20 protein-coding genes and 1 tRNA gene are annotated in these 21,405 nt (G+C 66.1%); 9 read left to right on the forward strand and 12 right to left on the reverse strand.

The annotated features are described in order from the left end of the window. Positions 1 to 110: 110 nt before the first annotated feature. The gene (locus IAE24_RS09195; protein ID WP_199960600.1) at positions 111 to 1,307 is read right to left on the reverse strand and encodes an acyl-CoA dehydrogenase; all 1,197 of its coding nucleotides are present in this window, start codon (positions 1,305 to 1,307) and stop codon (positions 111 to 113) included. A gap of 240 nt (positions 1,308 to 1,547) precedes the next feature. Between IAE24_RS09195 and IAE24_RS09200 the strand changes: the two genes are divergently transcribed. Next, a complete protein-coding gene (locus IAE24_RS09200) occupies positions 1,548 to 2,495 on the forward strand; it encodes a LysR substrate-binding domain-containing protein (protein ID WP_012204131.1) in 948 nt (315 codons plus the stop codon). A gap of 120 nt (positions 2,496 to 2,615) precedes the next feature. Here IAE24_RS09200 and IAE24_RS09205 read toward each other — a convergent pair whose 3' ends face one another. Together IAE24_RS09205 and IAE24_RS09210 are read right to left on the reverse strand one after the other, a co-directional pair. Continuing rightward, positions 2,616 to 3,362 (reverse strand): LrgB family protein, encoded by a 747-nt coding sequence (locus IAE24_RS09205; RefSeq protein WP_047217793.1) that lies wholly within the window; start codon positions 3,360 to 3,362, stop codon positions 2,616 to 2,618. Next, entirely contained in the window at positions 3,359 to 3,736 is a 378-nt protein-coding gene (locus tag IAE24_RS09210) for a CidA/LrgA family protein (RefSeq protein ID WP_199960601.1), read from the reverse strand. The genes IAE24_RS09205 and IAE24_RS09210 overlap by 4 nt, the downstream gene beginning before the upstream one ends. 256 nt (positions 3,737 to 3,992) lie before the next feature. Here IAE24_RS09210 and IAE24_RS09215 point away from each other — a divergent pair, with 256 nt between their 5' ends. Further along, positions 3,993 to 4,214, forward strand: a complete 222-nt coding sequence (locus tag IAE24_RS09215; protein ID WP_012204134.1) for a hypothetical protein — start codon at positions 3,993 to 3,995, stop codon at positions 4,212 to 4,214. 644 nt (positions 4,215 to 4,858) lie between these two features. Here the strand turns inward: IAE24_RS09215 and IAE24_RS09220 are convergent. After that, positions 4,859 to 4,943 (reverse strand) — tRNA-Leu (locus tag IAE24_RS09220). A gap of 39 nt (positions 4,944 to 4,982) precedes the next feature. On the opposite strand from IAE24_RS09220, the gene cysM reads away from it, so the two are divergent. From cysM to IAE24_RS09235, 3 genes are all read left to right on the forward strand, one after another. Beyond that, a complete protein-coding gene (cysM, locus tag IAE24_RS09225) occupies positions 4,983 to 5,888 on the forward strand; it encodes a cysteine synthase CysM (protein ID WP_017407070.1) in 906 nt (301 codons plus the stop codon). Positions 5,889 to 5,965: 77 nt separating this feature from the next. Beyond that, positions 5,966 to 6,568, forward strand: coding sequence for an NUDIX hydrolase (locus IAE24_RS09230; RefSeq protein WP_199960602.1), 603 nt, complete (start codon positions 5,966 to 5,968; stop codon positions 6,566 to 6,568). A 26-nt stretch (positions 6,569 to 6,594) separates the two neighbouring features. Further along, the gene (locus IAE24_RS09235; protein WP_012204137.1) at positions 6,595 to 6,822 is read left to right on the forward strand and encodes a sulfurtransferase TusA family protein; all 228 of its coding nucleotides are present in this window, start codon (positions 6,595 to 6,597) and stop codon (positions 6,820 to 6,822) included. Between the two features lie 85 nt (positions 6,823 to 6,907). Here IAE24_RS09235 and galU read toward each other — a convergent pair whose 3' ends face one another. The 3 genes from galU to IAE24_RS09250 all read right to left on the reverse strand — a co-directional run bounded on the left by galU (position 6,908) and on the right by IAE24_RS09250 (position 11,742). After that, the gene (gene galU, locus IAE24_RS09240) at positions 6,908 to 7,795 is read right to left on the reverse strand and encodes a UTP--glucose-1-phosphate uridylyltransferase GalU (RefSeq protein ID WP_012204138.1); all 888 of its coding nucleotides are present in this window, start codon (positions 7,793 to 7,795) and stop codon (positions 6,908 to 6,910) included. 238 nt (positions 7,796 to 8,033) lie between these two features. Beyond that, a complete protein-coding gene (locus IAE24_RS09245) occupies positions 8,034 to 10,946 on the reverse strand; it encodes a valine--tRNA ligase (protein ID WP_199960603.1) in 2,913 nt (970 codons plus the stop codon). Positions 10,947 to 11,112: 166 nt separating this feature from the next. Next, entirely contained in the window at positions 11,113 to 11,742 is a 630-nt protein-coding gene (locus IAE24_RS09250) for a VOC family protein (protein ID WP_199960604.1), read from the reverse strand. A 245-nt stretch (positions 11,743 to 11,987) separates the two neighbouring features. Here IAE24_RS09250 and IAE24_RS09255 point away from each other — a divergent pair, with 245 nt between their 5' ends. Together IAE24_RS09255 and IAE24_RS09260 are read left to right on the forward strand one after the other, a co-directional pair. Further along, positions 11,988 to 12,881: a cation diffusion facilitator family transporter gene (locus tag IAE24_RS09255; RefSeq protein WP_199960605.1), complete on the forward strand. Its 894-nt coding sequence runs from the start codon at positions 11,988 to 11,990 to the stop codon at positions 12,879 to 12,881. Between the two features lie 38 nt (positions 12,882 to 12,919). Continuing rightward, positions 12,920 to 13,168 (forward strand): DUF1272 domain-containing protein, encoded by a 249-nt coding sequence (locus IAE24_RS09260; protein WP_199960606.1) that lies wholly within the window; start codon positions 12,920 to 12,922, stop codon positions 13,166 to 13,168. Here IAE24_RS09260 and IAE24_RS09265 read toward each other — a convergent pair whose 3' ends face one another. Genes IAE24_RS09265 through IAE24_RS09275 form a run of 3 tightly spaced genes read right to left on the reverse strand, consistent with a single transcriptional unit; the run spans position 13,169 to position 14,605 of the window. Then, entirely contained in the window at positions 13,169 to 13,573 is a 405-nt protein-coding gene (locus IAE24_RS09265; RefSeq protein WP_199960607.1) for a ribosomal maturation YjgA family protein, read from the reverse strand. Between the two features lie 20 nt (positions 13,574 to 13,593). After that, complete coding sequence (locus tag IAE24_RS09270; protein ID WP_065346822.1) at positions 13,594 to 13,941, reverse strand: antibiotic biosynthesis monooxygenase family protein; 348 nt, start codon at positions 13,939 to 13,941, stop codon at positions 13,594 to 13,596. A 34-nt stretch (positions 13,942 to 13,975) separates the two neighbouring features. Beyond that, positions 13,976 to 14,605: an FMN-binding negative transcriptional regulator gene (locus IAE24_RS09275; RefSeq protein WP_199960608.1), complete on the reverse strand. Its 630-nt coding sequence runs from the start codon at positions 14,603 to 14,605 to the stop codon at positions 13,976 to 13,978. A 101-nt stretch (positions 14,606 to 14,706) separates the two neighbouring features. Between IAE24_RS09275 and pdxR the strand changes: the two genes are divergently transcribed. Then, positions 14,707 to 16,227, forward strand: coding sequence for a MocR-like pyridoxine biosynthesis transcription factor PdxR (pdxR, locus tag IAE24_RS09280; RefSeq protein WP_233626191.1), 1,521 nt, complete (start codon positions 14,707 to 14,709; stop codon positions 16,225 to 16,227). Positions 16,228 to 16,257: 30 nt separating this feature from the next. Here the strand turns inward: pdxR and IAE24_RS09285 are convergent, their stop codons facing one another. Next, a complete protein-coding gene (locus tag IAE24_RS09285; protein WP_200016364.1) occupies positions 16,258 to 20,448 on the reverse strand; it encodes a midcut-by-XrtH protein in 4,191 nt (1,396 codons plus the stop codon). Positions 20,449 to 20,540: 92 nt separating this feature from the next. Between IAE24_RS09285 and IAE24_RS09290 the strand changes: the two genes are divergently transcribed. Further along, the gene (locus IAE24_RS09290) at positions 20,541 to 20,774 is read left to right on the forward strand and encodes a hypothetical protein (protein ID WP_199961448.1); all 234 of its coding nucleotides are present in this window, start codon (positions 20,541 to 20,543) and stop codon (positions 20,772 to 20,774) included. Here IAE24_RS09290 and IAE24_RS09295 read toward each other — a convergent pair. Continuing rightward, positions 20,761 to 21,339, reverse strand: coding sequence for a YceI family protein (locus tag IAE24_RS09295; protein ID WP_012204149.1), 579 nt, complete (start codon positions 21,337 to 21,339; stop codon positions 20,761 to 20,763). The genes IAE24_RS09290 and IAE24_RS09295 overlap by 14 nt on opposite strands. Between the last annotated feature and the right edge of the window lie 66 nt (positions 21,340 to 21,405).

The following is a 21,405-nucleotide window of genomic DNA, read 5'->3' on the forward strand; positions in this document are numbered from 1 at the left end:
GCTTCCATCACCCATAGCGTGTGACATGGGCGTGGAGCAGGCCAGGGACGCCGAGCAAGAGCCGCCTCGCGGCGAGGGCGTCGTCCCCCTCCGCGAAGCGCCTCAGGGGGTCAGTTGGCAAAAGCTGCGATGCCGGTCTGAGCCCGGCCCAGGATCAGCGCATGCACATCGTGCGTGCCCTCGTAGGTGTTGACCACTTCCAGGTTGACCAGATGGCGGGCCACGCCGAACTCGTCGCTGATGCCGTTGCCACCCATCATGTCGCGCGCCATGCGGGCGATGTCCAGCGACTTGCCGCAGTTGTTGCGCTTGATCAGCGAGGTGATCTCGATCACGTTCTGGTGCTCGTCCTTCATGCGGCCCACGCGCAGCGCGGCCTGCAGGCCCAGGGTGATCTCGGTCTGCATGTCGGCCAGCTTCTTCTGGATCAGCTGGTTGGCAGCCAGGGGGCGGCCGAACTGCTTGCGGTCCAGCGTGTACTGGCGCGCCGTGTGCCAGCAGAACTCGGCTGCGCCCAGGGCGCCCCAGGCGATGCCGAAGCGTGCGCTGTTCAGGCAGGTGAAGGGGCCCTTGAGGCCGCGCACCTCGGGGAAGGCGTTTTCCTCGGGAACGAAGACGTCGTCCATCACGATCTCGCCCGTGATGGAGGCGCGCAGGCCCACCTTGCCGTGGATGGCCGGGGCCGACAGGCCCTTCATGCCCTTGTCGAGGATGAAGCCGCGGATCTCGCCCACATGGCCGTCCTCGGTCACTTCCTTGGCCCAGACCACGAACACGTCGGCCACGGGGCTGTTGGTGATCCACATCTTGTTGCCCTTGAGGCGGTAGCCGCCGTCCACCTTGTAGGCGCGGCTGGACATGCTGCCGGGGTCGGAGCCGTGGTCGGGTTCGGTCAGGCCGAAGCAGCCGATGAATTCGCCGCTGGCCAGCTTGGGCAGGTACTTGTTCTTCTGGTCTTCGGTGCCGAATTCATTGATGGGCACCATCACCAGCGAGCTTTGCACGCTGGCCATGGAGCGGTAGCCCGAGTCCACGCGCTCGATCTCGCGCGCCACCAGGCCGTAGCTGACGTAGTTCAGGCCCGCGCCGCCGTACTGCGTGGGGATGGTGGGGCCCAGCAGGCCCAGCTCGCCCATCTCGCGGAAGATGCTCACGTCGGACTTTTCGTGGCGGAACATTTCCAGCACGCGGGGGGCCAGCTTCTCCTGGCAGTAGGCATGGGCCGCGTCGCGGATCATGCGCTCGTCTTCGCTCAGTTGCTGGTCGAGCTGGAAGGGGTCATCCCATTGGAAGCTGTTGCGGGCCATGGTGTCGTATCTCCAAAAACAAAGAGGTCAAGGGCAGGAGCCGCTGCCACGTGCGGTGTCAACGCGGTGCCGGGCAGGCCACCGCCGTGTAGCGTTGTTGCGCTGCATCTTAGAAGCGGGCCTGCGCGTGGCGCAAACGATGTTTGTTCATCCATGAATGCGTAAAGCGCATGTATGGATTCCATGTTGCGGGTTATTCCCTATGATATGTGCCATTGGAGTGCGTTGAATTCATGAGATATGCGTAGAGCCCTGCCATCCACCCAAGCCCTTGCCTGCTTCGAGTCGGCCGCCCGCCACATCAGCTACACGCGTGCGGCGCAGGAGCTGTCGCTCACGCAAAGCGCGGTATCGCGCCAGATCATTGCGCTGGAGGAGTTCCTGGGCGTGCAGCTGTTCCGGCGCACGCGCCACGGCGTGCTGCTGACGGAGGCGGGCACGCAGTACGCCCAGCAGGTCTCGCGCTGGCTGCACGGCCTGGAGCGCGACACGCTGGACATCATGGCCCACCAGGGCGAAGGCGGCCCGCTCAACCTGGCTGCCGTGCCCACCTTCGCCACACGCTGGCTGCTGCCGCGCCTGCCGCAGCTGGCGCGCGAGCATCCCGAGGTCACGGTGCACATCGACGTGCAGACGCGGCCCTTCCTGTTTGCCGATACCGTGTTCGACGCCGCGCTCTATGCAGGCACGCCCGAGCAGGTGGCACGCTGGCCCGGCGTGCAGGCGCAATGGCTGATGGATGAAGAGGTGGTGCCCGTGTGCAGCCCGCAACTGCTGGCCACGGCCCAGGCACGCGAGCCGGGCCGCGCCTGGCTGCCCGTGGGGGCGGACATCGTGGCCCGGATGCCGCTGCTGCAGCAAAGCACGCGGCCCTACGGCTGGCAGCAGTGGTTCGATGCCATGGGCGTGGCCGCGCCGCGCGCGCTGGACGGCATGCGGCTGGAGCTGTTCTCCATGCTGGCCGTGGCCGCCAGCCAGGGTCTGGGCGTGGCGCTGATGCCACCCATGCTGATCGAGCAGGAACTGGCGCGCGGCGACCTCATCATTGCCTGCCCCCAGCCGCTGCGCGGCAACCGCGCCTACTACCTGGTCACGCCGGCCCTGGCGCCCGATGCGCAGCCCGCGCCCGCCCTGCGCGTGTTCTCTTCATGGCTGCAGCAGCGCGCCAGGGAGCACCGGCCTGCCTGAAAATTAAGCAGGCTTTGGATTGTTCAACGATGACAGTCACTTAACTGACTTATCCTTGCTGCTGGTGGCGCTTGTCCACAGGCTTGTGGGGGTGTCTCTGGGGAAAACCCGTAATCGCGCTCAAAACCAGGGCAGCACGGCCAGGCACAGCGGCATGACCACGGCCGTGGCCACGCCGTTCAGGCCCATGGCCAGGGCCGAGAAGGCGCCCATGGTCGGATTCACCTGCAGCGCGCGTGCCGTGCCGATGGCGTGGGCCGTAAGTCCCAGGGCAAAACCCTGCACGGCCGGGTCATCGCTGCGCACCAGGCGGATCAGCAGCGGCGCCATCATCGTGCCCGCAATGCCGGTGATGGCCACCGCCACGGCCGCCAGCGAGGCTGGCCCGCCAAAGCGCTCGGCCATGGGCAGGGCGATGGGAATGGTGGCCGACTTGGGCGCCAGCGCCACCAGCGTCTGCACCGTCGCTCCCAGGCTCCAGCCGATCAGCAGTGCCGACAGCAACGCCACCACGCAGCCCACGGCCAGGGCCACGCTGATGGGCAGCCACAGCGCGCGGATGCGCTCGCGCTGGGCGTACAGCGGAATTGCCAGCGCGACGGTGGCCGGGCCGATCAGCAGCCCCAGCAGCGAAACGCCGCTGCGGTAGCTGGCATAGGAGGTGCCCGTGGCCAGCAGCACGCCCACGATGACGACCACGGCCGTGAACACGGGAATCAGAAGCGGATGGTTGCCGCTTCTGCGGTACAGCGCCATGGCCGCCAGGTAGACGGCCATGGTCAGCACCAGCCAGGGCAGATGGGCGGTGGAGGCATTGCCGGACAGCGACTGCCAGGCGCTGTGCCAGTGGGTGGTGAGCGCGCTCATGCCTTGTCTCCCCGGCTGGCAGCCGCTTCGCGGGCGCGCTGGCGCTCCAGGCACCAGCGGAAGGTGAAGGCCGTGGCCAGGAAGGTGATGGCCGCACCCGCCACGCAGGCGATCACGAAGGGCTGCCATTCGCGCGACAGCCGGTCGAACTCCAGCATCACGCCTGCAATGACGGGAATGAACAGCAGCATCATGTTTTGCAGCAGCACGCCGGCGGCCTTCTCCAGCGACTCGGGCAGGCGGCCGTGCAGCAGCAGCGCCGCCAGCAGCAGCAGCGTGCCCACGAGCGCGCCCGGAAGCGGCAGCCCCGTGAGCTGGACGATGGCCTCCCCCAGCAACTGGAAGGTGAACAAGGCGGTGATGGCGTACAGCATGAAAACCTGAATTCCTGGGTCAGATGGGTGAGGGAGCGGCCAATGGGGCGGGTGCGGCAAGAGCGTGGATCGCCCGTTGTCAGGCCGGGGCCTGGCCCTGGCGCCTGTGGGACGCCGCCGCAAAGCGTGCAATCATCGCCCACAACTCGAAAAAAGGTGCGGCCACCGATTGCGCGGCTCCCGGGCCAAGGCTATGTTTGCATCCGTGCCCCCTAGAGTCCTGGGGCATGAGATTTTGAATAGCGAAGGAGTAGCGATGGCCGAAACCACATATCACGCACCCGTGTACGAGCCGACGGTGGATGAACTCGAAGTGCTCAAGAAGCTGGAGATGGGCGAGCCCGTGTCGCTGGAAAGCGCGGCGCGCGAGCATCTGTCCAAGAGGCTGCGCGAGCGTGGACTGGTCGAAGTGGACAGCAGCCATCAATGGCACATCACGGCGGCAGGGCGTGCGCAGATCCGCCGCACGGATGCCTGAGGCGAGGTGTGTCAGGCGCCTTCCGAATCGAGGGTTTTCCCTTGGATCTGGAGGTTGCCTGATTTGCAGGCAGCTTAGCCTGCGGCCAGTGAATGCAAGCACTTGGACGCCTCGTTCACTTGCTGTTCACTGATTATCCACAGGGTTGTTCAACGGATCTGTGGAGAAAGGAAGCCACCCCAGGGTGGCTTTTTTCATGGGCTTTTACAGGCCCGAGCCGTGGACGCACCGGGCTGGTGCCCGCGCTGGGCAAGGGCTGCATGACGGTGGTGCAAGTGGTGGTTTTCAGAGGGAAGGTGCTGAATTTGACGCAGGGCTGCAGCCCTGCCTGCGGGCTGGGATGGTGCTGCTTCAAGCAGGCTTCAGCATGGGCCAAGGTCCAGGCTTGGCAGGCCTTGAGAGGCGGTTGATGCCAAAGTTGTACACAGGTTGGGCCCGGTGCGGCGAAAAGCGCGCAGGCGTCATCCCGCCCAAGGCATGAGGACGCAGGATCGGTGCAGGCTGGAAGGCCTTGAAATGCAGTGCAGCCGTTGAACACGGCTGGATGCAAAGGGGCTTGAGGTTTGTGCGGACGCTGTGAAGACAGCGGCCGGAAAAGAAATAGCCGAAAAAGCAGGGGACTGCTTTTTCGGCTACGTAATCTCTGGTGCCCGGGGCCGGAATCGAACCGGCACGCCTTGCGGCGGGGGATTTTGAGTCCCCTGCGTCTACCAATTTCACCACCCGGGCTACTTAGCGCAGGGGCGAATTATGGCACAGTGTGAGGCTATGAAAATTTATCCGACCATCGAAGACGCCATCGGCCGCACGCCCCTGGTGGCATTGCAGCGCATCGGTGCGCAGTCTCGCCAGGAACGTGGCAACGTGGTGCTGGGCAAGCTGGAAGGCAACAACCCGGCCGGTTCGGTCAAGGACAGGCCGGCCCTGTCGATGATCCGCCGCGCCGAAGAGCGCGGCGACATCAAGCCCGGCGACACGCTGATCGAGGCCACCTCGGGCAATACCGGCATTGCGCTGGCCATGGCCGCCACGATCAAGGGCTACCGGATGGTGCTGATCATGCCCGAGGACCTGTCCATCGAGCGTGCCCAGACGATGAAGGCCTATGGCGCCGAGCTGATCCTCACGCCCAAGAGCGGCGGCATGGAATACGCGCGCGACCTGGCCGACCAGATGGTGGCCCAGGGCAAGGGCGTGGTGCTCGACCAGTTCGGCAACCCCGACAACCCGCGCATCCACTACGAGACCACGGGTCCCGAGCTGTGGGAGCAGACCGGTGGCGAGATCACGCATTTCGTGAGCGCCATGGGCACCACGGGCACGATCACCGGCGTGGCGAAGTTCCTCAAGGAAAAGAACCCGGCCATCCGCATCGTGGGTGCCCAGCCGGCCGAGGGCTCGCGCATCCCCGGCATCCGCAAGTGGCCCGAGGAGTACATGCCCAAGATCTACGACGCCTCGCTGATCGACGAGACCGTGCTCGTGGGTCAGGACGATGCCGAGGACATGGCGCGCCGCCTGGCGCGCGAGGAAGGCATCTTTGCCGGCATCTCTGCGGCGGGCGCCTGCTGGGTGGCCCAGCAGATTGCCGAGCGCGAGAACAACGCCACCATCGTCTTCGTGGTCTGCGACCGCGGCGACCGCTATCTGTCCACGGGTGTCTTCCCCGCCTGACGCAGCGACAGGCCCGCCTTCCGGCGGGCCTTCCTGTTTGCATAGAGCCAGGACAGCAAAAAACCAGGAACAGCCCCATGCACTATGAAACCCGCTATTGCACGCACTGCGCAACGCCCCTGCAGTGGGTGATCCAGGCCGAGGACGGCGGCGATGTATCGCGCCTGCGCTGCGCCGAGTGCGGCTGGACGCACTGGAACAATCCCACGCCGGTGCTGGCCGCCATCGTGGAGCTGGACGGCAAGGTGCTGCTGGCGCGCAATGCGGCCTGGCCCGAGAAGGTCTTCGGCCTGATCACGGGCTTCATGGAAGCCGGCGAGTCGCCCGAGGAGGGCGTGGCACGCGAGGTGGCGGAGGAAACCGGCCTGCAGGCCGAGTCGCTGGAGCTGATCAGCGTGCATGAGTTCCTGCGCATGAACCAGGTGATCATCGCCTTCCATGTGCGCGCCAGCGGCCAGGTGCGGCTGTCGCCCGAGCTGCTGGAGTACCGGCTGCTGGAGCCCGAGAAAGTCCAGGCCTGGCCTTCGGGCACGGGCATGGCGCTGGCCAAGTGGCTGCGCAGCCGGGGGCATGATCCTGTGATCCGTGACTTCTGGAAGCGTGCCGAGCAGGCCCAGGAGGCTGAAGCGAGTCGCGCCGATCAAGACACTGCTGCCGGCCTCCGCCGCGATGCCGCCTAGAATCCCAGGCTCAAGAGGTGCATCCGATGGAAATTCACAAGGAAATCGACACGCGCGGGCTCAACTGCCCGCTGCCCATTCTCAAGGCCAAGAAGGCGCTGGCCGAACTGGACAGCGGCCAGCTGCTCAAGGTGGTGGCCACCGACACGGGCTCGCTGCGCGACTTCCAGGCCTTTGCCAAGCAGACCGGCAATGAACTGGTGGAGCAGCAGACCGTGGGTGCGGAGTTCATCCATATCCTGCGCCGGCGCTGAGCGGCTGCACGCGGTTCGCTCCAAAGAAAAAGGCCTGCTTTCGCAGGCCTTTTGCATGGGGCAGGGGCGGCCTTGAGGCCGGGCCTCAGATGCTCAGGCCCTGCAGGTATTCGCGGAAGCTCGCGCCCACATCCTCATGCTGCAGCGCCAGTTCCACCGTGGCCTGCAAAAAGCCTTCCTTGCTGCCGCAGTCGTAGCGCTTGCCCTGGTACTGGAAGGCGTAGACGGCTTCATGGGCCATCAGGCGTTCGATGGCGTCCGTCAGCTGGATCTCGCCGCCCACGCCCTTGGGCTGGTTGCGGATCTCCTCGAAGATGGCCGGTGTCAGCACGTAGCGGCCAGCCACGCCCATGCGCGAGGGCGCCTTTTCGGGCGCGGGCTTTTCCACGATTTTCTCGATGCGCATCAGCGAACCGCCGGCCGGCTCGCCAGCCACGATGCCATAGCGCTTGGTCTGCTCCAGCGGCACTTCCTGCACGGCCAGCAGGGAGCGGCCCTGCTTGTGGAAGGCCGATGTCATCTGCGCCATCACGCCGGGGCCGCCAGGCTCGCCCACCATCAGGTCGTCGGCCAGCAGTACGGCAAAGGGCTCGTTGCCCACCAGCGGCTCGGCGCACAGCACGGCATGGCCCAGGCCCAGGGAGCGCGGCTGGCGCACGAACAGGCAGTTCATGTCGGCGGGGCTGATGCTGCGCACCAGCTCCAGCATGGCCTGCTTGCCGGCGTTCTCCAGCTCGTTTTCCAGCTCGTAGGCGGTGTCGAAATGGTCCTCGATGGCGCGCTTGCTGCGGCCGGTGACGAAGATCATGTCGCGGATGCCGGCCTCGTAGGCCTCTTCCACGGCGTACTGGATCAGCGGCTTGTCCACCACGGGCAGCATCTCCTTGGGAGAGGCCTTGGTGGCGGGCAGAAAGCGCGTGCCGAGCCCGGCAACGGGAAACACGGCTTTGCGGACACGGGTCTGATTACTCATGAAAATCTTGGGATTCAGGTGATGGAAAAAGCGTGCGGCTTTGCGTCTTCTTCGCTAAGTGTCTCAGCTTTCATTGTGCGACTTGATGCCCTCGGACGATGAAACTGGCGCAGCCTAAGATCAGGGACACCGAGGAAGGGCCTGAGCCGGCCGCGCCGCCCCGCGCCGAGGGTGTCGTCCCCCTCCCGCGAAGCGAGAGAGGGGGAAGCGGCGCAGCCGCTCAGGGGGAGATTCCATGTCAACCCAGGCGGGCGAGTTGTTCCTGGATGCGGATCAGCGTTGCGCCGAAGTCGGCCACGCGCTTCTTTTCCTGGTCGATGACGGCCGGGGGCGCCTTGGCCACGAAGGCCTCGTTGCCCAGCTTGACATTGGCCTTGGTGATCTCGCCTTCCAGGCGTGCGGCTTCCTTGGACAGGCGGGCCTTTTCGGCGGCCACGTCGATCTCCACGAACAGCGCCAGGCGCGCCTCGCCCACCACGCAGACCGGGGCGGCCTGGGCGGCCTCGGCCCAGGCGGCCTCGTCGTCGAACACCTTGACCTCGCTGAGCTTGGCCAGGTTTTGCAGCACGGCGGCATTGGTGCGCAGGAACTGCGACTCATCGGCCGAGCTGGCCACGGCCAGCAGCGGCAGGCGCTGGGCCGGCGACACGCCCATCTCGCCGCGCAGCGTGCGGCAGGCGTCGATCATCTGCTTGATGCGGCCCACGTAGGCGATGGCGGCCTCGTCGATCTTTTCGGGCTGGGCCTCGGGGTAGCGGGCCACGGCCACGGACTCGCCGGGCAGGCCGGCGACCGGGGCGACCTTCTGCCACAGGGCTTCGGTCACGAACGGGATGATGGGGTGGGCCAGGCGCAGGATGGCCTCCAGCGTGCGGATCAGCGTGCGGCGCGTGGCGCGCTGCTGGGCCTCGTTGCCGGTCTGGATCTGCACCTTGGCGATTTCCAGGTACCAGTCGCAGAACTCGTTCCAGACGAAGTCGTACAGCGCGTTGGCCACGTTGTCCAGGCGGAATTCGGCAAAGCCCTTGGCCACTTCGGCCTCGACCTTCTGCAGCTGCGAGGCGATCCAGCGGTCGGGCTGGCTGAACTGCATGTAGCCCGCGAACTCGCCGCCGGCCTGGCATTGCTCCTTGGTGTGGGGCAGCAGGCCGCAGTCATGGCCTTCGCAGTTCATCAGCACAAAGCGGCTGGCGTTCCACAGCTTGTTGCAGAAGTTGCGGTAGCCCTCGCAGCGCTTGCTGTCGAAGTTGATGGAGCGGCCCAGCGAGGCCAGGGCCGCGAAGGTGAAGCGCAGCGCGTCGGCCCCGTAGGCGGGAATGCCCTCGGGGAATTCCTTTTGCGTGTTCTTGCGCACCTGGGGCGCGGTCTCGGGGCGGCGCAGGCCCTGCGTGCGCTTTTCCAGCAGGGTGTCCAGGTCGATGCCGTCGATCAGGTCCACGGGGTCGAGCACGTTGCCCTCGGACTTGCTCATCTTCTTGCCCTGGGCGTCACGCACCAGGCCATGCATGTAGACATGGCGGAAGGGCACGCGGCCCGTGAAGTGCGTGGTCATCATGATCATCCGGGCGACCCAGAAGAAGATGATGTCGTAGCCCGTGACCAGCACCGAGCTGGGCAGGTAGAGGTTGTAGTCATCGTCGGCCGCCTCGGTCTGGTTCGGCCAGCCCATGGTGGAGAACGGCACCAGGGCCGAGGAGTACCAGGTGTCCAGCACGTGCTCGTCGCGCGTGAGCGTCTTGCCGGGGGCCTGGGCGCGGGCTTCTTCCTCGGTGCGGGCCACGTAGACCTTGCCGTCCTCGTCGTACCAGGCGGGAATCTGGTGGCCCCACCACAGCTGGCGCGAGATGCACCAGTCCTGGATGTTGTTCATCCACTGGTTGTAGGTGTTGACCCAGTTCTCGGGCACGAACTGCACCTGGCCGCTGGAGACGGCATCGATGGCCTTCTGCGCGATGGACTTGCCCGTGGCATCGCCTTCGCCCACCTTGTTCATGGCCACGAACCACTGGTCGGTCAGCATGGGCTCGATCACCTGGCCCGTGCGCGTGCAGATGGGCACCATGAGCTTGTGCTTCTTGGTCTCGACCAGCAGGCCGGCCGCGTCCAGGTCGGCCACGATGGCCTTGCGCGCCACGAAGCGGTCCATGCCGCGGTACTTCTCGGGCGCCTCGTCGTTGATGGTGGCCGTCAGCGTCAGCACGCAGATCATCGGCAGGCCATGGCGCTGGCCCACGGCGTAGTCGTTGTTGTCATGCGCAGGCGTGACCTTGACCACGCCCGTGCCGAACTCGCGGTCCACGTAGTCGTCGGCAATGATGGGGATCTCGCGGCCCACCAGGGGCAGGATCACGGTCTTGCCGATCAGCGCCTGGTAGCGCTCGTCCTCGGGGTGCACCATCAGGGCTGCGTCGCCCAGCATGGTTTCCGGGCGCGTGGTGGCCACCACGAGCTGGCCCGAGCCGTCGGCCAGCGGGTAGGCGATGTGCCACAGCGAGCCGTCCTTTTCCTCATTCTCGACCTCGAGGTCGGAGACGGCGGACATCAGCTTGGGGTCCCAGTTCACCAGGCGCTTGCCACGGTAGATCAGGCCCTGCTGGTACAGGCGCACGAAGGTCTCGTTGACGATGGACGACAGCTTGTCGTCCATGGTGAAGTACTCGCGGCTCCAGTCCACGCTGTCGCCCATGCGGCGCATCTGGCCGGTGATGGTGTTGCCGCTCTGGTTCTTCCACTCCCAGACCTTGCTCACGAAGTTCTTGCGCGCCTCGGGAGGCGTCGCGCCCATGTCGTGGCGGCTGGCGATGCCCTGCTCCTGCAGCTGGCGCTCCACCACGATCTGGGTGGCGATGCCCGCGTGGTCGGTGCCGGGCACCCAGACCGTGTTGTGGCCCTTCATGCGGTGGTAGCGCGTGAGGCTGTCCATGATGGTCTGGTTGAACGCATGGCCCATGTGCAGCGTGCCCGTCACATTGGGCGGCGGCAGCTGGACGGAGAACGATGGCTGGGATGCATCTGCCTGGCCCGTGCCGCGCACGCCGGCTGCGCCGTAGCCGCGCTTTTCCCATTCAGGGCCCCATTGGGCCTCGATGGCTGCGGGTTCAAACGATTTGGACAGGCTGTCGAGGCCTGGCTGGGCAATGGTGTCGCTCATGGCTTGCTTGCGGGGAATTGTGCGAATGGCGTTTGGCAAATGAAAACGGCATCCGTTGAAGGGATGCCGTCTGCATATGCGAAATGGATGACGGTTTGACGGGGATTCTACCGACCCCGTCCGCCTGCCTGTTCGCCGGGTTTTATTGAGAGCGTGTTGTGCACTTTTAAGCGCCCGCGTCGGGCACGAACTCGGGCCGGTCGTTGCTCTGGGGCTTGAGCGGCTGGGCTGCCTTGCCTTCGGCGCGTTCCTTGCGCCATTGCTCCTTGCGTGCCGTCCACTCGTTCAGGCGGGCGTGGGCGGTGGTGCTTTCGCGCGCCATCTGCACTTCGTCGGCCAGCTGGGCCGACAGCTCCAGGCGGATGCCGTTGGGATCGAAGAAATAGATGCTCTTGAAGATGTGGTGGTCGGTCACGCCCAGCACCTCGATGCCATGCGCCACCAGACGGGCCTTGGTGTTCTCAAGTTCCTCGACGGTGTCCACGCGGAAGGCGATGTGGTTGATCCACAGCGGCGTGTTGGGCGAGGGCAGGGCCTTTTCGTCGTCGCCGATGTCGAAGAAGGCGATGAACGAACCATCCTTCAGGCGGAAGAAGAAATGCGTGTAGGGGCAGTACTCGCCCGTGCTGGGCACGTAGTCGCTCTGGATGATGTGATAGAGCGGCAGGCCCAGGATGTCCTCGTAGAAGTGGCGGGTCTCCTCGGCATCGCGGGCCTTGTAGGCGTAGTGGTGCAGCTGCTGCACGGCGGCGGGCGGTGGCAGTGTGGACAGGTCGGGACGGGCGCTTGTGTTCATCGAATGTCTCCTTGGTGGATGTCTTGATTCTACTATTCGTAATCAATTTACCTAAATGAAATGTTGCGATGGATGCAGGGATATGCGCGCTGCGGTGTCCGGGCGACCTGCGGTGCGAGTTGCCTCCAGCACTTGACCTTCAAGTCACTTCACGCTTTCTCATGGAGGTCCGTGCCCCTGCCTGCCATGGAAGCCATCGGTGCAGCGGCCCTCTGTTCACAACCGTTTTCAAGTCAAGGAATCTCATGAGCGACAGCCATCAGCACGGCGACGTGCGTGCCCTGCCGGAATCCCGTCTCTGGTTTGCCTTCGGATTGACCGGCACCTTCATGGTGGTGGAAATCATCGGCGGCATGGTCACGGGCAGCCTGGCCCTGATCTCCGACGCCATGCACATGCTGACCGATGCGATGGCGCTGCTGCTGGCCCTGGTGGCCATACGCGCCGGCCGCAAGGCAGCCGACCTGCTGCGCACCTACGGCTATGCGCGCTTCGAGATCCTGGCCGCCGCCGTCAATGCGCTGGTGCTGCTGGGCGTGGCCTTCTACATCCTGTATGAGGCCTACCGCCGGCTGTCGGCGCCTGCAGAAATCCAGTCCCTGGGCATGATGGCGGTGGCGGCCGTGGGCCTGGTGATCAACCTGCTCTCGATGCGCCTGCTGTCGGGTGGCAAGGACGAGAGCCTGAACGTGAAAGGCGCGTACCTGGAGGTGTGGGCGGACATGCTGGGCTCGGTCGGCGTGCTCGCCGGTGCCGCGCTGATCTGGCTGACGGGCTGGCGGTGGATCGACTCGGCGGTGGCCGTGGGCATCGGCTTCATGGTGTTTCCGCGGACCTGGACCCTGCTGCGCGAGTGCATCAACATCCTGCTGGAAGGCGTGCCCTCGGGGATGAGCCTGCAGGCGGTGCGCGAGACGATTTCGGGCACGGCGGGGGTGGCAGCGATCCACGATGTCCACCTGTGGGCGGTCACGCAGAGCAAGCCCATGCTGACCGGCCATGTGGTGCTGCTGCCCGGCGCGGACGGCGAGCAGGTGCGCCGCAATATCGAGGACAGGCTGCAGGCGGGCTTCGACCTGCACCATACGACGCTGCAGATGGAGCGCGAGGACCGCTCCCCGGCAGAGCACATCCACTAGGATGCCCAGTCTTCATGGACCACACCCGGAGTGCACCGATGCTTGAGCTTCGACCCAACTGCGAATGCTGCGACAAGGACCTGCCGCCAGAGTCTGCCGAGGCTCGCATCTGCACCTTCGAGTGCACGTTCTGTGCCGGCTGTGCGGATCATGTGCTGCACGGCGCCTGCCCCAACTGCAGTGGCGAGCTGGTGGCCAGGCCGCGCCGGCCGGCGGACAAGCTGGAGCGGTATCCGGCCTCGACGAAGCGGGTGCTCAAGGCCGGCGGTTGCGCTGTACGGGCCTGATCAGAGCACAGGCCTGGCTCTGCGGCTTTGGAACGCAGCCTCCACCGCCAGCACGGCTGCAAAACCCATCACATAGGCCAGCACATCCCACCAGTCGGCCGTGCTGCCCAGCACGATGCGCAGCGCTCGGTTGGGAATGTGCAACTGGAAGGTCGATGCCAGGAACTGGCCCAGCTCCACCAGCAGGCCCACGCACAGCGCGGCCGATGCCAGCGTCAGCACGCGCGCGGCGATCACGGTCTTGAACACGGCATAGACCCAGGCCACGGCCATCACGTCGCCGAAGAAGCTGCGCACCCAGCCCCAGCGTGCGCCGACGGTGGCCAGCAGCACGAGCAAGACAAACAGGGCCACCGCCCACGCCAGGGAAACAGGATCAAAACGCCATCGCATGGCCGCCATCATCGGGCCAAAAGCGGGTCCGGTCAGCGAGCCGGGTGCGCAGTGCCTTGCGCAGTGGTGGCCAGCGGGTGCGCTATCCCGCCATCGCCGTAGCTGCCCACCACCTGGGCGATCACCACCTGGTAGCCCTTGAGCCAGCGCGCCTGTTGCTGCTTGGCTTCGAGGTGCGCAGGGTGGCGCATCAGTTGCTGCAGCGCCTCCCAGGTCTGCCAGTAGTAGACGTTGGAGACCAGGCCTGTGGCGGGGTTCTCCCAGGCCTCTTCGCCCAGGTAGCCGGGGATGGCGCGGGCGATCTCGGCGATCCGGCCGTCAAGGGCATGGAATGGCGCGTCATATTCGCCCGGCGCGAAGGTAAAGGTGGATGTGTACATCGGTGGTTGGCAATCTGTGTGAGGGTGGCAGGCGCTAGAGGCGCGGCGCCGCATCCATGGCACCGGCCAGCGGCTCCTGTCCGCGCTCGCGCAGCGCGCCGATGGCGCCTTCCAGGTCGCGGGCCTGCCGGTTCTGGCTGAGCTTGGCCTTGCCCTCCAGGCGGGTGATGCGGATCTGCAGGCCGACGATGGCCTGCAGCATGCCGTCGATGAATTCACGCGGCGAGTCGGACATCTTCCAGGGCTGGGCCTGCGATGCCTCATGGGCCCGCGTGAGCCGCCCGACCAGCCCGCGCACGAATTTCTCGTCGTCATGGATGCTGATTTGCCCGTGCACATGCACAGCCTCGTAGTTCCAGGTGGGCACCAGGCGGTGCGTCTCGTGCTTGCTTGGATACCAGCTGGGCGAGATATAGCCTTCGGCGCCACGGAAGACGACCAGCACCTCGGCGCCGTCGCGGCACTGCTGCCAGATGGGATTGGCGCGGGCCACATGGGCGCTCAGCGTGCCCATCTCCCCTGGGTCCGCATCCAGCAGGAACGGCAGGTGGTTGGCGTCCAGCACGCCGTTGGCCTGGGTGACGAGCGTGCCCAGGGGGTGGCTGCGGATCAGGCCGTGCAGGCTGTCGGAATCGGTGAGGGAGAAATGGGCGGGCGTGTACATGGGCGCTTCCTGGGCTGGTGTGCCGGCATCGGGGGAAACCGGACTATCCACCATCCCTGGCACAATGAAAAATCCAGTTTTGTGATTTTTTGGCAGACCAGTTGAAATCCGCTTTCACCCGCCATGCCGGCGCAGCGCCCGGCGCCCGCACCCTCCACGAATGGCTGAAATCACAGGTGGCCGACGGCAGCCTGGCCGTGGGCGCACGCCTGCCCTCCACCCGCGCCCTGGCGCTGGACCTGGGCGTGTCGCGCACCACCGTCACAGCCGCCTACGAGCAGCTTGCGGCCGAAGGCTATCTGGAGACCGCTCCAGGCAGCAGGGCGCGCGTGGCGGCTGGCGCGGCGCAGCGCAGCCGTGCGCGCAGCATGCCGGCAGCGGCCCAGCAGCATGGCCGTCCCCGGCTGTCTTCCTATGGGCAGCGGGTGGATGCGCTGGCGTCAGCCCTGCCGCCGGCAGCAGGCGATGGTGGGCCGGCCCCGATCGACTTTCTCTACGGCGCCCTGGCCTTTGACGACTTTCCCACGCTGGCCTGGCGGCGCGCCTACAACCGCGCCATCGTGCAGCGCCAGCCTTCCCTGTCCTACGACGCGCCCGAAGGCGAGCCGGCGCTGCGCATGGCGCTGCAAGGCTATCTGCGCCGGGCGCGGGGGCTTGTCTGTTCGGCCGATCAGATCGTGGTGGTGCAGGGCTCGCAGCAGGCCATCGACCTGTGCGCGCGCGTGCTGGTCGATCCGGGCGAGACCGTGCTGATGGAAGAGCCCTGCTACCTGATGGCGCGCCGCGTGTTCGAGGCCCAGGGCGCATGCCTGCAGGAAATGGCCGTCGATGAACAGGGTCTGGATACCTCGGCGCTGGCCGGGCGCCAGGCGCGGCTGGCCTATGTCACGCCCTCGCATCAGTTTCCGCTGGGCGGCGTGCTGCCCATAGGCCGCAGGCAGCAACTGCTGGCCTGGGCGCGCGCCACGGGTGCCTGGATTCTGGAAGACGACTATGACGGCGAATTCCGCTACGGGCTGCGCCCCATCGACGCCCTGCAGTCCATTGACGAGGTGGGTTGCGTCATCCATGTCGGCACTTTCTCCAAGGCCTTATCGCCGCAGATGCGCATGGGCTACCTGGTGCTGCCGCCGTCCCTGGTGCCCGTGTTCCGGGAAGCCCGGCGGCTGGCCGACCGGCATGCGCCGCGCCTGGACCAGCTGGTGCTGGCCGCGCTGATCGAGGACGGCAGCTACGAGCGCCATGTGCGCGCTGCCCGCCGTCGCAACGAAGGCCGGCGGGCGGCATTGCTGCAGGCGCTGGAGCGGCACTTGCCGGGCGCGGTGCAGGTCGAAGGCTCGGCCTCCGGCCTGCATGTGGTGGCCTGGGTGCCTGCCGTGCATCAGCGCGATGAGATTGCCCTGGTGCGGTTGGCGAGAGAGCGTGGCGTGGGCGTTCGCCCCATCTCGCCGCTCTATGCGGCCGGTGATGCCCATCGCCGCCAGTCCTGCGCCGGGCTGGTCCTGGGTTATGCGAGCCTGCAGCCGCAGGCCATCGAGCAAGGGGTGCGCAGGCTGGCAGGCGTGGTGCGGGATGGACAGAAAAAAGGCGGGGCCTTCGAGGCCCCGCCTTGCCGACGCTGAGGTTTCCGGGTACTGCCGCAGCGCCTGCAATCAGGTGGCGCTGCAGAGAATGAGCGTGGAACTCACGCTGCCAGCGGGCTTCCCGCCTGTGCCCGCATAGCCGTTGGGCAGCGTCGTCGAGCCATTCAGCGTGAAGGCGACGCTGATGGACAGCGTGGTTCGGAACGCGATCGTGGCCCCTGCCGGCAGTGCCGAGGTCAGGGTGACCTGGCGGGATGTTGCGGAAAGTACCGACACGTTGGCTGTGCCTCCCGTCACACTGAACACACCGATGTTGGCAACTCCCGAACCGATGATGGTCACCGTGGTGCCGACGGGAAGCGGCGCAGAGCCTGCCGTGAGGGTGAAGCCGGGGCCAAGGACGCCAAGCACACCACAGCTGCCATCGAGGTGGTAGGCGCCAATGTCGATGGAACCCGAGACCGTGATCGACAAGGCTGCGGTGTCGGTGTTGCTGCCCTGGATGGTGACATTGGTCGGCCCCTCGTCCGAACCTGCGGTGAAGGTCACCGTGCAAGTCCCCCCGGCCGGCAGCGACAGCCCGCAGGTGTTGCCGGAAACGGACAGCCCACTGCCGCCGGGGATGGTGGCGCCGATATTGGCGGCGGCATTCGATCCCGTGTTGGTGATGGTCACGAAGCCCGTGCCGCCAGTAGCAATCGTCAGGGTCGATGCGGAGATTCCCAGCGTGGTCGTGGTGCTGGGCGCCGTCACGGTGAACTGCACTGACGTTGCCGTGGTGTTGCTGCCAGCGAAGCTGATGGCCGTCGGACCTTCCGGCGTGGCTCCAGTCAGCGTGATCGTGCAATTGGCCCCCGCTGCCAGCGATGAACCACAGGTGTTGGCCGACACCGTGATGCCGCTGCCTGCTGGAATCGTGGCCTGAACGTCGAGCGCAGGGGCCCCACCGTTGTTGGTGATGGTCACCGAGCCCGTTGTCCCTGTGTTGAACGACACGGGCGTGGTGGACATGCCCAGCGTGGTCGGGGTGACGGGCGCCGTCACCGTGACCGGCACGGTCGTGGCCAGCGTATTGCTGCCGCCGAAGCTGATGGCCGTGGGGCCTTCGGCGGCGGCCGCAGTCAGGGTGATGCCGCAGCTGGCCAGAGAGGCGAGTGCGGCACCGCACGTGTTCGACTGCACGGTGATTCCGCTACCGGCCGGCGCCGTGGCGGTCACGTTGAAGGCTGCAGAAGCGCCGGTGTTGCTGATGAGGACCGTTGTCGAGCCGCCCGCAGCGAACGACAGCGGAGCGCTGGGTATCGAAAGCGTGGCCGTGGGAACGGGCACCGTCACCGTGACCTGCACGGTCGTGGCGGGCGTATTGCTGCCGCCAAAGATGACCGCGGTCGGGCCTTCTGCGGCCGCAGCCGTCAGCGTGATCGTGCAGTCGGCCCCGGGGGCCAGGGAGATGGGACAGGTGCTGGACGCCACCGTGATGCCGCTGCCGACCGGAATGGTGGCTTGCACGTTGAACGCCGGTGCGGGCCCGTTGTTGGTGATGGTCACCGTGCCCGCTCCGCTGGTGCCAAACGACACGGGTGCGGCGGGAATGTCCAGCGTGGTCGGCGTGACGGGGGCCGTCACCGTGACCGGCACCGTCGTCGCCGGTGTGTTGGAGCCGCCGAAGCTGATGGCAGTCGCCCCTTCGGCCGCAGCGGCCGTCAGCGTGATCGTGCAGCTGGCAGCGGGGGCCAGGATGGCGGGGCAGGTGGTGGTGGACACCGTGATGCCGCTGCCGGCCGGGATGGTGGCCTGTACGTTGAACGCGGGTGCGCTTCCGCTGTTGGTGATGGTCACCGAACCTGCACCGCCGGTGCCGAAGGACACGGGGGCGGTGGGAATGTCCAGCGTAGTCGGCGCGACGGGGGCAGTCACTGTCACAGGCACGGTCGTGGCCGGCGTGTTGCTGCCGCCGAAGCTGATGTCGGTCGGGCCTTCGGCCGCAGCGGCCGTCAGCGTGATCGTGCAGCTGGCAGCGGGGGCCAGGATGGCGGCGCAGGTGGTGTTGGACACCGTGATGCCGCTGCCGGCCGGAATGGTGGCCTGTACGTTGAACGCGGGTGCGCTTCCGCTGTTGTTGATGGTCACCGAACCGGCGCCGCCAGTGCCGAAGGACACGGGGGCAGTGGGAATGTTCAGCGTAGTCGGCGTGACAGGGGTCGTCACCGTGACAGGCACCGTCGTGGCCGGCGTGTTGCTGCCGCCAACGCCGATGTTCGTGGGTCCTTCCGGTCCTGCCGCCGTCAGTGTGATGGTGCAGCTTGCGCCCACCGGCAGTGACGCCGGGCAGGTGGAGGAGGCCACCGTGATGCCGCTGCCGACCGGAATGATGGCCCGCAGATTGAACGCAGGCGCCGTTCCGTTGTTGGTGATGGTCACCGAGCCTGCGCCGTAGGCGCCGAACAGCACGGGTGCCGGGGGAACGGTAGGCGCGGTTGGCGCGACGGGTGCGGTGACCGTGACCTGTGCGGTAGCGGCGGGCGCATTGCTGCCGCCGAAGCCGATGTTGGTCGGGCCCTCGGCCGAAGGGGCAGTCAACGTGATCGTGCAATTGGCCGAGGGAGCCAGGATGGCGGCGCAGGTGGTGTTGGACACCGTGATGCCGCTGCCCGCCGGAATGCTGGCCTGCACATTGAACGCAGGTGCGCTGCCGCTGTTGGTGATGGTCACCGAGCCAGCCCCGTTCGCTCCAAAGGACAGGGACGCCGAGGGAATGGTCAGCGTGGCGGGCAGGACGGCAGTCGTCACCGTGACTGGCACGGACGTGGAAGCCGTGTTGCTGCCGCCGAAGCCGATGGAGGTCGGGCCTTCCGCCGAGGGGGCTGTCAGCGTGATCGTGCAGCTGGCCGAGGGAGCCAGGATGGCGGAGCAGGTGGTGTTGGACACCGTGATGCCACTGCCCCCCGGAATGCTGGCCTGCACATTGAGCGCAGGTGCGCTGCCGCTGTTGGTGATGCTCACCGAGCCGGCACCGCCCGCTCCGAAGGACACGGACGTCGCAGGAATGTTCAGCGTGGTGGGCGTGCCGGTTGCCGACACCGTGACCGGCACGGAAGTGGACGCTGTATTGCTGCCGCCGAAGCCGATGGCGGTCGGGCCTTCCGCCGAGGGCGCGGTCAACGTGATCGTGCAGTTGGCAGAGGGTGCCAGGGCGGCAGGGCAGGTGGTGTTGGACACCGTGATGCCACTGCCTGCAGGAATGCTGGCCTGCACATTGAGCGCATTTGCGCCGCCGCTGTTGGTGATGGTCACCGATCCCGTGCTGCCCGCCGCAAACGACAGCGGCGTGGCGGGAATGCTCAGCGTGGTGGTCGGGGCCGGGCCACCTGTCACGGTGACCGGGGTGGTGGTGGCTGCGGCGTTGCTGCCGGCAATGCTGACGGTGGTCGGGCCTTCCGCCGCGGGTGCCGTCAGGGTGATGGCGCAGCTGGAGCCCGCAGGCAGCGTTGCCGCGCAGCTGTTGGAGGAGATGGTGATGCCGCTGCCTGCGGGAATGGTGGCCTGCACATTGAGCGCTGCCGAGCCGCCGCTGTTGCTGACGTTCACCGTGCCGGTGCTGCCTGCGGCAAATGACAGGCCGGCGCCGGGAACGCTGAGCGTGGTGGGGCTGGCGCCAGCCGTGGCCTGGGCTGCCTCGGCGCGGCAAATGGTTTCCACATTCACCCGGCATGTGCCATTGGGCGCAATGGTGTTGCCCACGGCGCAAAGAGGCGGGGGCGATGCGGGCGGTGCCCCTGGCGGCATGAGATGGGTGAAGCCCGAGGGAAAACACTGATTCAAATTCGGTGGCTGAATGGCGGTGATTTTCAGTGCCACACCGGAATCATTGGTGAAATCTTCTGCAGAAAATCCATTGATATTGCCGCCATTGACAATTTGCGCAACGAGCAATGGCCGTGTCTCGCCCGCCGGGTTGGTAAAGCTGCCCGTCAATTGGGCACGCAGATCGGGGCTGTGCCACAGCGTGGCGCACACGATGGCGCTGGTGCACAGCGCCATGAAGAACGCCCGGTGCTGCCGGTTGCGCAGCACCAGCCAGGCGGCCATGGCCAGCCCTATGGCAAGGGCCAACAGACTCCAAGGGTTGTCCACCGGAATCGCGGTTGCCGCGACGGCGGCAGCCGGAGCGACCGTGATGCTCTGGGCATTGGCGGCCATTGGGAATGAATAGGCGGCAATGGCGGCGACAACGGCGGGGGCAATGGAGATCTGCTTCATGGGGTGAATGCCAGGGAGTGATCGGAAAATGAAATTTAAAGTAAGTTTTTTGGAGTATGTCTATTTGTATCTATCGATATCGAGGAATCGTTATGCTGCGACTTCTCGATGACCGTGAAATCGCTATCAATTTGATGCATTTGCAAAGGCCGCCAATGTGCTCGCTGTGCCTCTGTGGAGCAGGTGCGAATGGAGGGCATTGGCAAGGTCTTTTCCGGGAATTCAGAAAAGGCAAAAAAAAGCCCGTGACCGGCTTGCGGATCACGGGCTTTGGGCGGCAGCGCCCTGAAAGGCACTGCGGCGAATACGGGTTTACTGCTGCTTGACCGCTTCGATGGACATCACCAGGCGCACTTGCTTGGGGAAGCCATAGTCCACGCCGTAGTTCACGCCGAAGGCGGTGCGGTCGATCACGGCTTCGAAGTCGCCGCCGCAGGTCTCACGCTTTTGCAGCATGGCGTTGGGGTAGCAGGTGAACTTGTTGGCCTTGATGGTCACGGGCTGGGTCTTGTCCAGGATGGTCAGGTGGCCGGTGACTTCCTTGAGCTTGTCGCCGTCGAAGACGAACTTGTCGGAGACGAACTTGGCCTGGGGGAACTTGGCCACGTTGAAGATGTCGGCGCTCTTGAGGTGCTTGTCGAAGGCGGCGGTGCCCGAGCTCAGCGATTCCATTTCCAGCACGACTTCGACCTTGCCGGCCTTGGCGTCACGGTCGAATTCCACGGTGCCGCTCTTCTTGTCGAAGCGCACGCGGTTGGTCGAGGCGCCGTTGTGGTCGATCTCGAACGTGGCGAAGGTGTGCGTCGGGTCGATGGCGTAGGTTGCGGGAGCAGCCTGGACAGCGGTGGCGAACAGGCCGGCAATGGCCAGGGCAAACACGGAAGTGCGCATGAAAGAACTCCTAGGTTGGGGTTGCACGAAACGGGAAAGAAAATGGCCGATCTTGGGCAGGGACGC

Source organism: Delftia sp. S65 (assembly GCF_016516495.1).
GTDB classification, from domain to species: Bacteria; Pseudomonadota; Gammaproteobacteria; order Burkholderiales; family Burkholderiaceae_C; genus Comamonas; species Comamonas acidovorans.

What these genes read in the sequence shown, in the direction of transcription:
- IAE24_RS09195 (WP_199960600.1), bottom strand. Translation starts at nt 1,307, where the DNA reads ATGGCCCGCAACAGCTTCCAATGGGATGACCCCTTCCAGCTCGACCAG.
- IAE24_RS09200 (WP_012204131.1), top strand. Translation starts at nt 1,548, where the DNA reads ATGCGTAGAGCCCTGCCATCCACCCAAGCCCTTGCCTGCTTCGAGTCG.
- IAE24_RS09205 (WP_047217793.1), bottom strand. Translation starts at nt 3,362, where the DNA reads ATGAGCGCGCTCACCACCCACTGGCACAGCGCCTGGCAGTCGCTGTCC.
- IAE24_RS09210 (WP_199960601.1), bottom strand. Translation starts at nt 3,736, where the DNA reads ATGCTGTACGCCATCACCGCCTTGTTCACCTTCCAGTTGCTGGGGGAG.
- IAE24_RS09215 (WP_012204134.1), top strand. Translation starts at nt 3,993, where the DNA reads ATGGCCGAAACCACATATCACGCACCCGTGTACGAGCCGACGGTGGAT.
- cysM (WP_017407070.1), top strand. Translation starts at nt 4,983, where the DNA reads ATGAAAATTTATCCGACCATCGAAGACGCCATCGGCCGCACGCCCCTG.
- IAE24_RS09230 (WP_199960602.1), top strand. Translation starts at nt 5,966, where the DNA reads ATGCACTATGAAACCCGCTATTGCACGCACTGCGCAACGCCCCTGCAG.
- IAE24_RS09235 (WP_012204137.1), top strand. Translation starts at nt 6,595, where the DNA reads ATGGAAATTCACAAGGAAATCGACACGCGCGGGCTCAACTGCCCGCTG.
- galU (WP_012204138.1), bottom strand. Translation starts at nt 7,795, where the DNA reads ATGAGTAATCAGACCCGTGTCCGCAAAGCCGTGTTTCCCGTTGCCGGG.
- IAE24_RS09245 (WP_199960603.1), bottom strand. Translation starts at nt 10,946, where the DNA reads ATGAGCGACACCATTGCCCAGCCAGGCCTCGACAGCCTGTCCAAATCG.
- IAE24_RS09250 (WP_199960604.1), bottom strand. Translation starts at nt 11,742, where the DNA reads ATGAACACAAGCGCCCGTCCCGACCTGTCCACACTGCCACCGCCCGCC.
- IAE24_RS09255 (WP_199960605.1), top strand. Translation starts at nt 11,988, where the DNA reads ATGAGCGACAGCCATCAGCACGGCGACGTGCGTGCCCTGCCGGAATCC.
- IAE24_RS09260 (WP_199960606.1), top strand. Translation starts at nt 12,920, where the DNA reads ATGCTTGAGCTTCGACCCAACTGCGAATGCTGCGACAAGGACCTGCCG.
- IAE24_RS09265 (WP_199960607.1), bottom strand. Translation starts at nt 13,573, where the DNA reads ATGATGGCGGCCATGCGATGGCGTTTTGATCCTGTTTCCCTGGCGTGG.
- IAE24_RS09270 (WP_065346822.1), bottom strand. Translation starts at nt 13,941, where the DNA reads ATGTACACATCCACCTTTACCTTCGCGCCGGGCGAATATGACGCGCCA.
- IAE24_RS09275 (WP_199960608.1), bottom strand. Translation starts at nt 14,605, where the DNA reads ATGTACACGCCCGCCCATTTCTCCCTCACCGATTCCGACAGCCTGCAC.
- IAE24_RS09285 (WP_200016364.1), bottom strand. Translation starts at nt 20,448, where the DNA reads ATGAAGCAGATCTCCATTGCCCCCGCCGTTGTCGCCGCCATTGCCGCC.
- IAE24_RS09290 (WP_199961448.1), top strand. Translation starts at nt 20,541, where the DNA reads ATGCTGCGACTTCTCGATGACCGTGAAATCGCTATCAATTTGATGCAT.
- IAE24_RS09295 (WP_012204149.1), bottom strand. Translation starts at nt 21,339, where the DNA reads ATGCGCACTTCCGTGTTTGCCCTGGCCATTGCCGGCCTGTTCGCCACC.